At 68.1% G+C, this 11,170-nt stretch carries 12 protein-coding genes; 10 read left to right on the forward strand and 2 right to left on the reverse strand.

Features of this window, described 5'->3' with window-relative positions; genetic code table 11:
• The first annotated feature begins 168 nt into the window (after positions 1 to 168).
• The 4 genes from AOK24_RS30280 (at position 169) to AOK24_RS30295 (ending at position 3,895) form a co-directional block, all read left to right on the forward strand.
• Entirely contained in the window at positions 169 to 597 is a 429-nt protein-coding gene (locus AOK24_RS30280) for a hypothetical protein (RefSeq protein ID WP_055723227.1), read from the forward strand.
• Between the two features lie 19 nt (positions 598 to 616).
• The gene (locus AOK24_RS46525; protein ID WP_079057071.1) at positions 617 to 2,452 is read left to right on the forward strand and encodes an alpha/beta hydrolase; all 1,836 of its coding nucleotides are present in this window, start codon (positions 617 to 619) and stop codon (positions 2,450 to 2,452) included.
• The gene (locus AOK24_RS46530; protein WP_240554205.1) at positions 2,449 to 3,384 is read left to right on the forward strand and encodes a hypothetical protein; all 936 of its coding nucleotides are present in this window, start codon (positions 2,449 to 2,451) and stop codon (positions 3,382 to 3,384) included. Before AOK24_RS46525 ends, AOK24_RS46530 begins: the two co-directional genes overlap by 4 nt.
• A gap of 166 nt (positions 3,385 to 3,550) precedes the next feature.
• Positions 3,551 to 3,895 (forward strand): hypothetical protein, encoded by a 345-nt coding sequence (locus AOK24_RS30295; protein WP_159052035.1) that lies wholly within the window; start codon positions 3,551 to 3,553, stop codon positions 3,893 to 3,895.
• Between the two features lie 18 nt (positions 3,896 to 3,913).
• Here AOK24_RS30295 and AOK24_RS30300 read toward each other — a convergent pair whose 3' ends face one another.
• Complete coding sequence (locus AOK24_RS30300) at positions 3,914 to 4,456, reverse strand: hypothetical protein (protein WP_206191285.1); 543 nt, start codon at positions 4,454 to 4,456, stop codon at positions 3,914 to 3,916.
• A 92-nt stretch (positions 4,457 to 4,548) separates the two neighbouring features.
• Here AOK24_RS30300 and tsaB point away from each other — a divergent pair, with 92 nt between their 5' ends.
• Genes tsaB through AOK24_RS30320 form a run of 4 tightly spaced genes read left to right on the forward strand, consistent with a single transcriptional unit; the run spans position 4,549 to position 7,025 of the window.
• Positions 4,549 to 5,193, forward strand: coding sequence for a tRNA (adenosine(37)-N6)-threonylcarbamoyltransferase complex dimerization subunit type 1 TsaB (gene tsaB / locus AOK24_RS30305; RefSeq protein ID WP_055723232.1), 645 nt, complete (start codon positions 4,549 to 4,551; stop codon positions 5,191 to 5,193).
• 20 nt (positions 5,194 to 5,213) lie between these two features.
• Entirely contained in the window at positions 5,214 to 5,693 is a 480-nt protein-coding gene (gene rimI / locus AOK24_RS30310) for a ribosomal protein S18-alanine N-acetyltransferase (protein WP_055723237.1), read from the forward strand.
• Complete coding sequence (gene tsaD / locus AOK24_RS30315; protein ID WP_055723233.1) at positions 5,686 to 6,777, forward strand: tRNA (adenosine(37)-N6)-threonylcarbamoyltransferase complex transferase subunit TsaD; 1,092 nt, start codon at positions 5,686 to 5,688, stop codon at positions 6,775 to 6,777. Before rimI ends, tsaD begins: the two co-directional genes overlap by 8 nt.
• Positions 6,774 to 7,025: a hypothetical protein gene (locus AOK24_RS30320; protein WP_055723234.1), complete on the forward strand. Its 252-nt coding sequence runs from the start codon at positions 6,774 to 6,776 to the stop codon at positions 7,023 to 7,025. The genes tsaD and AOK24_RS30320 overlap by 4 nt, the downstream gene beginning before the upstream one ends.
• On the opposite strand, the gene AOK24_RS30325 is transcribed toward AOK24_RS30320, so the two are convergent.
• Complete coding sequence (locus tag AOK24_RS30325) at positions 7,022 to 9,346, reverse strand: beta-xylosidase/alpha-l-arabinosidase (RefSeq protein ID WP_055723235.1); 2,325 nt, start codon at positions 9,344 to 9,346, stop codon at positions 7,022 to 7,024. The two genes, AOK24_RS30320 and AOK24_RS30325, sit on opposite strands and share 4 nt — an antisense overlap.
• Before the next feature lie 149 nt (positions 9,347 to 9,495).
• Between AOK24_RS30325 and AOK24_RS30330 the strand changes: the two genes are divergently transcribed.
• Positions 9,496 to 10,551: a LacI family DNA-binding transcriptional regulator gene (locus tag AOK24_RS30330; protein WP_055723236.1), complete on the forward strand. Its 1,056-nt coding sequence runs from the start codon at positions 9,496 to 9,498 to the stop codon at positions 10,549 to 10,551.
• Between the two features lie 103 nt (positions 10,552 to 10,654).
• On the forward strand, positions 10,655 to 11,170 hold a 516-nt coding region (locus AOK24_RS30335), incomplete at its 3' end, for an endo-1,4-beta-xylanase (RefSeq protein ID WP_206191286.1).

The raw sequence follows: 11,170 nt of genomic DNA on the forward strand, positions 1-11,170 counted from the left end.
CACCCCCGACCATGCCCGGCAGCGTCCCCCCGCCTCCGGGCCAGGACACGGGTCCCGTCTGAGTACGCGTACTCAAGCGGCACAGCGGAGACACTCATGACCTGCCATTACCGAAATGGTTATCGTGCAAACCGTTGGTGATGGTGGTGCCCTGGGGAGGGAAAGAGCGTGTCGTGGGACGAGTGGGAACAGCTGAAGAGCGCGGCGGCGGAACGCACGACGCATATGCAGCTGAATCAGTATCCGTCCGATGCGGCGGGTTCGGGGACGCTCGTGTCGGACAGGCCCGTCTGGACGAAGGCCGGGCAGGAGGTCGGCGCGTTCCGTGAGGACATCGCGAAGGCGCTGGGGCACCTCTCGGACGGCCAGGACGGGCTGGGCACGGACGCCGGTTGCCTGACCGCCGGGGCGCAGAAAGAGGTCCACGACTCCTGGGCGCGCTATGTGAAGGACGTCGGCGGCCGGTGCGGGAAACTCGCGGCGCTGCTCGGAAAGGCGGGCGGAGACCTGTCGCAGACCGACGACGGCGTGCTGGTCGACATCCAGAACCTGAGGACGGCCTACGCGGACACGCCCGCCGTCGGCGGCAAGGGCTGAGGGGCGGTAACGGGACGTCATGGATCTCGCAACGCTCAAGGCTCTCAAGCCGGCCGAGTACTCGCAGGCGGCCGACGGCTACCGCAGCACGTCCGAGATCGCCAGTGCGGCCAAGGACCGGACAGACAACCAGATCGCCGCAGCGATGCGGAACGCCCTGAAGGGCAAAGCCGCGGACGCGGCCGTCGCCCAGTTGACGGAGCTGGGCAAGAACTTCCACTACGTCCAGGTCGAGTGCGGTCTCGTCGCCGCGGCTCTTGAGGCGTTCTCGTACGAGATGGAAGCCGCCAAACGGAAACTCGACACGGCCCTCGCGGACGCGAAATCGGCGAACCTGACCGTGAACGCCGACGGCTCGGTGACCTACCCGCCGGGCGGACCGAAGGGCGAGGACGGCAAGACCCCGCAAGGCGGCACCGCCGGCGGCTTCCTCGACCCCACCGCCGCCGCGATCGGCCGTTCCGCCGCCAACTTCGACCCCAACCCCCACCACCGCGCCGCCCAGGACTGCGCCGACCTTATCGCCACAGCCCTCCAGGAAGCCACCGAGGCCGACACCAAGTGGGCCCCGAAGCTACGAGCCTTGAAGGCCGACGACGACCTGACCGTCTCGGACGAGGACTGGGTGGATGTCAAGGCGGACACGAAAGGGACTCTACAAGGGGCCGAAAAATACCTGGATTCGATCAAGCCTCCACCCAAGGACGGAACCCCTAAAGCGAACGCTGATTGGTGGAATGGGCTGACAGACGAGCAGCAAGACAATTATGTCTCGCTCCATCCTGATTCGATTGGATGGATGAACGGCCTACCTGCCGATGTGCGGGATGAAGCCAACCGTGTTGTACTCGCCGAGACACGGGGCTCGGCACAGATCGAGCTGAATTCCTGGATGGCAAAGGAGCCTGATCGTTTTGTAACGGTTCACCGGGTCAATCCGAATACAGGGGAAGAAGTGTTGACGAAAGAGCGACTGCCAGGGGGAGAATGGGAGGAGTGGGATGCGAAACGGAAGGAGCTCGAGGGGCGACTGAAGGGAATGGATGCCATTCAAAAACGTTATGATGAATTCTCGGGGGATGAGAGCGTCCGTCCGTACCTCCTGGGGTTTGACAACAAGGGTATCGGGCATGCGGTTGTTTCCATCGGAAATCCCGACACTGCTGAAAATGTGGTGACGTATGTTCCCGGGACCGGGAATAATTTGAGCGGCATCGATGGTGCCATATCTAGAGCCGAGGCGGTACAGGCGAGGGCGGCGATGGCAGACCCGCTTCATTCGACCGCATCTATTATGTGGCTTGGCTATGATGCGCCGCAGGGACTTTTGACTGATGCGACCGATCCCAAGTGGGCCGATAATGCGCGCGAACCATTGGCTAATTTTTTGACAGGTATTGATACAGTGCATGGGGGGCATGTTAATTCATCGGTTCTGGCTCACAGCTACGGAAGCCTGGTTGCCGGTGAGACGCTACGGGATAATCCGAACCTTCCGGTGGACAGTGCAATTCTGGTAGGCAGCCCGGGTGTAGGGGTGATGCGTGCTGAAGAGTTGAATATTCCGGCAGATCATGTTTGGGCTGCCACGGCAAAGAATGATTTGGTCAATCTGGCGCCACCGCCCGCCGGGCCCCTTGCGCCGTTGAACTACAAGGCGTATATGCGCCTATTTGATGATCACTCAGTCATGTATGGGAACGATCCGACATCAAACGAGTTCGGTGGGCAGACTTTCAAGGTCGCCGATGGCGATCTTCCCGGGTCGGATGGCCTCATGCCTGCGCACTCTCAGTATTGGGAGGGTAATTCATTGAAAACTATCGCCAGCATCGTCACGGGAGGAAACCCGTGAAGACGCCCAGGATGGCTCTGGCCGGAGTCTCGTTGCTGGTTGCTTTCGCAGCCCTGGCGTGCGGAAAAAATGGAACCGGAGACAGTGAGAGTGAGGGGCCGGGAAAGATGGATGAGCGACAGGCGATTGCACGTTCCGAGGAGATCATTCATCAAGCGGTAGACCGCATGTCGCCGAAGCCCACCCTTAAGCGTATCGGCACGCGCCCACTGGGTGCTTGTCTGGCTGACGAACCTGGCTCTGGAAAAGATCGGGTGCAAGTTCGGGTCACTTATCAACTTACGAAGGTTCCTGGGAAACAGGCAAAGAGTCTGGTCCGTCAGGCCAGGGACGCCTGGGTCGAACAGGGGTATAGATTCCAGTCGTCAGATGCCGACTGGAGCGCCCCGTTCCCCACGGTCGATATGCGCACACCGTCGGACGACTTCTGGATGAGTGCCGTGACAGGCGTTGTGGACCGGGAGAAAGGCGAGGGCTTGGCGGCTATCTCTGTCACCTCGCCCTGTTTCTCGCTGGAAAGCGCTTCTGAAGCCGACCCGGCTTCCCTCTCCGTTCCGGAAACGGGCCACTACTTGGAGCAGCGAGTTCTCACATATTCCAGTCGCGTATACGATGCACTCCAGGTGCGTCATGAGGAGATTCCAGAAGAGGAGGGAGTGTCTTTCCATCGCGATTCGGAAGGGGTGTACGCTCAACACGGCTGGTCCACTCAGCCGCTCAATGGAGCTGATGCAGTGCAAGCGATAGCGCGTGTGCGGGCATACTTTGATGCTTCAGGGTGGGACACTCGCGACGTCTCAGGGAGTTCTGGAAACTCTGCTCTTGTCGCACTCAAAAACGAAGACATGACTATTGCGCGGATAGTTCCGTCTGGTACCGGTGCTTTGCGTATCGATGTGACAGCTTCGACCGCGGCATCCAAGAGTGCCTGAATCTCACCGTGTACGGCGAACTGGCCTGATTTCTGTGCTCGTGGTGCCTTCAATTCTCCTTGCTACGGGATGTTTGAAGGATAGGGATGGCAGTCAGTCTCTTCCTGTGCGTAGCTCCTCTGCGGTGGAGGAAGAAGTATCGTCCCTCTCCAGTCAGGTGCTCGACATGGTGAAGGTCAAGGGGAAGGCCACCGAGCCCGGGCCGTACAGCTCGTCCTGCACTGACGACGGGAAGAAGGGGGTCTGGGTAAGGCATCCCTGGTCGATGTATGGGATTGACAACAGTAAGCTTGGGGAAGGGTTTTCCAATCTGAAGCGATCTCTGCCGGAAAATGGGTGGAAGATCGTGAAGGACGGAGATGACGGCAGCCGGAACAAGAATCCTGAGATCAAGGCCGCCCATCAGAAGACGCACAGTCAGCTTGAGGTCAGGTGGCTCAAGGGGCTTGATGGGAATGCGCCCCTGCTTGACGTGACTGTTTACTCGCAGTGTTTCAAGCAGGCCGATTGAGATGCCGGGCCGGGGGTTCTAGCGGATGACCATGACCCGGCGGCCCACTGTCGCGAAGTCCCACATTGCGTCCCCGTCCGGGCGGGTTTCGCGGATGCCGCCTGTTTTGACCATCGTGTCGCCGTCGGGGAGGGAGCCGTTGATGGCGGCGCTGAAGCCGATGGCCATGCCGTCGGGGGTGGCGGCGAAGCGGACGACGTGTTCGATGTGGGTGCCGTCGGTGGCGGTGACCGCGCCTGCGCGGGAGGAGACGGTGTAGGGGCCGGGCTTGGGGTCGAGGCCGCCGGGGTAGACGCGGAAGGTGCGGGTGACCTTGTTGGTGTCGTCGACCAGCCAGACGCGGTCGTCGTCGATGGAGTAGACGACTCGCTGGCCGACCCCGGAGTTCACGGGGAGGGCGTCGGGGTGCTTCACATCGCGGGGTGCTTTGGAGGCGGCCGTCGGGAGGGGCTTGTTCAGGTCGCCCGGCGACTGGGCCGATGCCTGCCACGCCAGTACCCCGACCGTCGTGATCGCCGCTGCCGTGAGCCCGGCCACGAGTCCAGCGCTGCTGCTTGTCACCTGCGCCCACCTCCGCACCAAAACGTCCGTTTTCGTACCGGACGCTAGCAGCAGGGGCCGTACAGCATCCCCGCGCGCCGTAGGCTGTTCGCGTGCTCTTGCTAGCTCTGGATACCGCCACCCCCGCAGTCACCGTCGCCCTGCACGACGGCGGCGAGACAGTCGCCGCGTCGAGTCAGGTGGACGCGCGCCGGCACGGTGAGCTGTTGTTGCCGACCGTGGACCGTGTGCTCGCGGAGGCGGGGGTGAGACTGGACGCCGTGACGGGGATCGTCGTGGGGACGGGCCCGGGGCCGTACACGGGGCTGAGGGTCGGGCTGATGACGGCGGACACGTTCGGGCTGGCGCTGGGCGTGCCGGTGTACGGCGTGTGCACGCTGGACGGCCTGGCGTACGAGGCTCAGGTCGAGGGCCCCTTTGTCGTCGCGACGGACGCGCGGCGCAAGGAGGTGTACTGGGCGCGCTACGAGGACCGGCGTACCCGGGTGAGCGGCCCGGCGGTGGACAGACCGGCGGAGGTCGCGCAGGAGGTCCCGGCGTTCGGCGCGGGCGCGCTGCTGTACCCGGAGCACTTCGACGTCGTACCCGGCCCGGAACACGTGTCCGCAGCCGCCCTCGCCGCGCTGGCCGCCGAGCGCCTGAGCAAGAACATCGAGCTGGACGAACCCCGCCCCCTGTACCTGCGCCGCCCCGACGCCCAGGTCCCCAAGAACTACAAGGTGGTCACCCCGAAGTGACCGAGCCCGTGTTGCGTGAGATGCGCTGGTGGGACATCGATCCCGTGCTGGAGCTGGAGCGTGGCCTGTTCCCCGAGGACGCGTGGTCGCGGGGGATGTTCTGGTCGGAGCTGGCGCACGCGCGGGGTCCGGAGGCGAACCGGCGGTACCTGGTGGCCACTTACGAGGACCGCCGCATCGTCGGGTACGCCGGGCTCGCCGCGTCCGGCGACCTTGCCGACGTACAGACCATCGCCGTGGCCCACGACCACTGGGGCACCGGCCTCGGTGGCCGGCTCCTGACCGAACTCCTGCGCGCGGCGACGGAGTTCGAGTGCCCGGAGGTCATGTTGGAGTGCCGCGTCGACAACCTCCGCGCCCAGAAGCTGTACGAGCGCTACGGCTTCGAGCCGATCGGCTTCCGGCGCGGCTACTACCAGCCGGGGAACGTGGACGCGCTGGTGATGCGCCGAACCGACCCCGCAGCAACTCCCGTACGAGGAACCGAGAACGATGACTGACGAACCCCTGGTCCTGGGGATCGAGACCTCCTGCGACGAGACCGGCGTCGGGATCGTCCGGGGCACCACCCTGCTCGCGGATGCGGTCGCCTCGTCCGTCGACGAGCACGCCCGCTTCGGCGGCGTCGTCCCCGAAGTCGCCTCGCGCGCGCACCTGGAGGCGATGGTCCCGACGATCGAACGGGCCCTGAAGGACGCCGGGTTGAGCGCGAAGGACCTGGACGGCATCGCCGTCACGGCGGGCCCGGGCCTCGCGGGCGCGCTGCTGGTCGGCGTCTCGGCGGCGAAGGCGTACGCGTACGCGCTGGGCAAGCCGCTGTACGGCGTCAACCACCTGGCCTCGCACATCTGCGTCGACCAGCTGGAGCACGGCCCGCTGCCCGAGCCGACGATGGCGCTCCTGGTCTCCGGCGGGCACTCCTCGCTGCTGCTGTCCAGCGACATCACCTCGGACGTCCGCCCGATGGGCGCGACGATCGACGACGCGGCCGGTGAGGCGTTCGACAAGATCGCGCGCGTGCTGAACCTGGGCTTCCCGGGCGGGCCGGTCATCGACCGGTACGCGCGCGAGGGCGACCCCAACTCCATCGCTTTCCCACGGGGGTTGACCGGTTCCCGCGACCCCGCCTACGACTTCTCCTTCTCCGGGCTGAAGACGGCCGTGGCCCGCTGGATCGAGGCGAAGCGGGCGGCGGGGGAGGAGGTGCCGGTGCGCGACGTGGCGGCGTCCTTCCAGGAGGCGGTGGTGGACGTGCTGACGCGCAAGGCGGTACGGGCCTGCCGGGACGAGGGCGTCGACCACCTGATGATCGGCGGCGGCGTCGCCGCCAACTCCCGGCTGCGGGCGCTCGCTCAGGAGCGGTGCGAGGCGGCCGGCATCCGACTCCGGGTGCCCCGGCCGAAGTTGTGCACGGACAACGGGGCGATGGTCGCGGCCCTCGGCGCGGAGATGGTGGCGCGGGGCCGGTCCGCCTCGGACTGGGACCTGTCGGCGGACTCGTCGCTGCCGGTCACCGATCCCCACGTACCCGGACATGCGCACGATCACGTGCACGAGGTCAGCAAGGGCAACCTGTACTCATGACCGTCGCGTTGATGTGGGAGGCCAAGGCGGCGGCGGGCCGGGGCGAGGAACTCCTCGCCTGGGCCCGCCGCCAGCCCCTCGCGACGTCTCCCCTCCGTCGGGAGACGTTGCGAGGGCCCGAGGGCCGGGTGCTGGTCATCACGTGGTGGGACGCGGAGTACGCGGCACAGCTGCCCGAACTCCCGGAACCCGAAGGGCATTTGATCGCCCGCGCAGTGCACCGGTGGCGCTTCGAGAGCGTCGGCTAGTCCACTTCGGCCTCGCACAGCAGCCGCCGGTCCACCCCCAACTCCCGCACCTCCCCGGTGAGTTCGAGCTGCACGGCATGCCGCGTGTCGGCGCTGGACGCCCCCAACCGCAGCTCCAGCACCCCGGGTTCGACGATCCGCCGCCCGCCCCGGTCCGTGAACGCCGACAGGTCCGCGTGGAAGGTGAACGTCACCCGCCGGGACTCACCCGGTGCCAACTCCAGCCGCCGGTACCCGATCAGGCGTACGTCGGGCCGCGTCACCGAGGCCACCGGGTCGTGCAGGTAGAGCTGGACGACCTCGGCCCCGGCCACGTCCCCGGCGTTGCGGACGATCACGCCGACGTCGTACGAACCGTCGGTCGGGATCGCCGCCCCTTCGCCGAACCCCTCCCACACGAACTTCGTGTAGGAGCGCCCGTGTCCGAAGGGATACAGGGGAGTCGGGTCGAGGTTGCTGACCTCGCCCTTGAGCCCGAGCGGCGGCTGGAGGTACGTCCACGGCTGGCCCCCGGTCACGCGCGGCACGCTCACCGGCAGCCGCCCGGACGGGTTGACGCGGCCCGACAGCACCCCGGCGACGGCGGGCCCGCCCTCCTCGCCGGGGAAGAACGCCTCGACGACCGCGCCGAGCCGCCCGTGCCACCGGCCCAGCGCGTACGGCCGCCCGGCGAGCATCACCAGCACCACAGGGACCCCGGTGGCGACGAGGGCGTCCAGCAACTCGGCCTGGACGCCGGGCAGTCGGAGGTCCTCGGCGTCGCAGCCCTCCCCCGAGGTGCCCCGCCCGAAGAGTCCGGCCCGGTCGCCGAGGACGGCGACGCAGACGTCCGCCTCGGAGGCACGCGCCACGGCCTCGTCGAAGCCGCCGGTGTCGGGGTCGTCGACCCCGCACCCTTCGGCGAACGTGACCTTGGCATCGGGCAGTTCACCACGCAGCGCCTCCAGCACCGTGGGGATCTCGATGCCGTCGGCGACACCGGGGTGATGGGGAAGGACATGGGACGGGAAGGAGTAGCACCCGAGCATCGCGAGCGCGTCGGCGGCGCGCGGGCCGACCACCGCGATCCGCGTGTCCGGCGCGAGCGGCAGGATGCCGTCCGGGTTGTCGAGCAACACGACGGATTCCTCGGCGAGTTGACGGGCCACCGCCCGGTTCTGCGCCGAGTCCAGCTCGACCGGGTCCGCGTGGACCGGCGCCCAGTCCTCGTCCAGGAGCCCCAGTTCGCACTTCTGGAGGAGGACGCGCCGGACAGCGTTGTCCACCAACTCCTCGGGCACGGCGCCGTCCTGAACGGCCATCAGGAGCGGTTTGCCGTAGCACTTCAGGGTCGGCAGCTCGACGTCGATGCCGGCGGCGAGGGCCGCGTGGGCCGCCTGGGCGGGCGTACCGGCGACGCGGTGCAGGGTCTCCAGGAAGCCGACCGCGAAGTAGTCGGAGACGATCGTGCCGGTGAACCCCCAGGTCTCGCGCAGGAGTTGGGTGAGCAGTTCCGGGTCGGCGGAGGCCGGGACGCCGTCGCGCTCGGTGTAGGACGGCATGACCGAGCGGGCGCCGCCCTCGCGGATCGCCATCTCGAACGGCGGCAGGGTGACGTCCGCGAACTCGCGGGTGCCCGCGCGCACGGGAGCCAGGTTGCGGGCGCCCGCGGAGGACGCGTACCCGGCGAAGTGCTTCAGCGTGGCGACCACGCCGGCCGACTCCAGGCCCCGTACGTAGGCCGTACCTACCGTACCGACGAGGTACGGGTCCTCGCCGATCGTCTCCTCGACGCGGCCCCAGCGGGCGTCGCGCACGACGTCCAGGACCGGGGCGAGGCCCTGGTGGACGCCGACCGAGCGCAGGTCGTGGCCGATGCGGGCGGCCATCTTCTCGACGAGGTCGGGGTCGAAGGAGGCGCCCCAGGAGAGGGGGACCGGGTAGGCGGTGGCCTGCCAGGCGGTGAACCCGGCGAGGCACTCCTCGTGGGCGAGCGCCGGGATGCCGAAGCGGTTCGCGGCGACCAGCCGGCGCTGCGCCTCGGCGAGGGCGCGGGCACCGGCCGTCGGGTCGACGGGGGCGGTGCCGAAGGGGCGGGTCAACTGGCCGAGGCCGTGCGCGACGAGCTCGTCCCAGTCGTAGTCGGCGGTCATGTCGGACTGATGGGGTGCGACTCCGCCGTCCTCGGTGTCGGCGCCCACCCAGACGCCGTACAGCTGGGCGGTCTTCTCCTGGAGCGTCATCCGGGAGATGAGGTCGTCGACCCGTGCGGCGGCGGGCAGGGAGGGGTCGCGCCAGGGGGCGCGCTCGGGGGCCGAGCCGGTCTCGGAGGCGGTGGTCATGAAGCTCCTGTCAGAGGTCGGTGAGCCACCAGTCGGACGGTTTCGCGCAGTCGCTGCACGAATGTTTCGAGCGTAATTCCGAATGTTCCGGGAACCTATGGCGCCGCACGGGGTTCGTCAAGAGGGTGTGCGGGGATACGATCGCCGCCATGACACCCTCGGACCCCGCTGAAACGCGGCCACAGACCGCGACGCTCGCGGAGATCGCCCGCGAGGCCGGCGTCTCCGCGCCGACTGTTTCGAAGGTCCTCAACGGCCGGGCCGACGTCGCGCCCGGCACCCGGACCCGCGTCGAGGAGCTGCTGCGCGCCCACGGCTACCGGCGCCGGCGGGCCGAGGCGACCCGCTCACCCCTCATCGACCTGGTCTTCCACGAGCTGGAGAGCGCCTGGGCGCTGGAGGTCATCCGGGGCGTGGAGAACGTCGCGCGCGACGCCGGCCTCAGCGTCGTCCTGAGCGAGAGCGCGGGCCGCCTCACGCCGGGCCGGACCTGGGCCGACCAGGTCGCCGCCCGCCGCCCGCACGGCGTGATCCTCGTCCTGTCCGGCCTCGACGAGTCCCAGCGCGCGCTGCTGACCAGCCGTTCCGTGCCGTTCGTCGTCATGGACCCGGCGGGCGACCCCGGCGCCGACGTCCCCTCGATCGGCGCCACCAACTGGCAGGGCGGCCTCGCCGCCACCCGCCACCTGGTCGAACTCGGCCACCGCCGCATCGGCGCGATCACCGGCCCGCCGCAGATGATGTGCAGCCGCGCGCGCATCGACGGCTACCGCGCCGCGCTGGAGACCGCCGGGCTGCCGGTCGAGTCCGACCTCATCCGCGCGGGGGACTTCCACCACGACACCGGCTACCGCGTCGGCCGCGAACTCCTCGCCCGCCCCGACCGCCCCACCGCCGTCTTCGCCGGCAACGACCTCCAGGCCCTCGGCCTGTACGAGGCCGCGCGCGAGCTGGGCCTGCGCATCCCCGAGGACCTCAGCGTCGTCGGTTTCGACGACCTGCCGGTCGCCCGCTGGGTCGGGCCGCCGCTGACGACCGTACGGCAGCCCCTGACCGAGATGGCCGAGGCGGCGGCGCGGCTCGTCCTGGAGCTGGGGCGGTCGGACAACGGGAGCGCGGAGGGCCCGGCCGCCACGCGGGTGGAGCTGGCGACGAGTCTGGTGGTCCGGTCGAGCACGGGGGTACCGCCGCTGGCCGGAAGCTGATGTATTGACGGGTACGACGGGTGTATTGACGGGTGCGACGGGCGCCCCCACACTCCTCCGAAGTCAATCGGTTGCACAACCGAAACTTTCGGAGGCGCCCGCCATGAGATCCTCCCCCCGATCACACCGGTCCGTCCTGCCCGCTCTGCTCGCCGGGGCGGCCACCGTCGCCGCCCTGCTCACCGCCACGGCATCCCCCGCCCAGGCAGCCGACACCCCCCTGCGCGACCTCGGCACGGCGAAGGGGAAAATCATCGGTACGGCCGTGACCGGCTCCAAACTCACCGGCACCTACGGCGACCTGTCCGCCTCCCAGTTCTCCTCCCTGACCCCCGGCAACGCCATGAAGTGGGGCTCCGTCGAGCCCACCCAGGGCACGTTCAACTGGGCCGAGGCCGACCAGATCGTCGACTTCGCCGAGGCGCACGGGCAGCAGGTGCGCGGCCACACCCTCGTCTGGCACAGCCAGAACCCGAACTGGCTCACCAACGGCAGCTGGACGCCTGGTCAGTTGAGCACGCTCCTCCACAACCACATCGACACCGAGGTGGGCCGGTACAAGGGGCGGATCGCCGCCTGGGACGTCGTCAACGAGCCCTTCAACGAGGACGGCACCTAC

Origin of the sequence: Streptomyces niveiscabiei (assembly GCF_001419795.1) — a bacterium.
Lineage (GTDB): Bacteria > Actinomycetota > Actinomycetes > Streptomycetales > Streptomycetaceae > Streptomyces > Streptomyces niveiscabiei.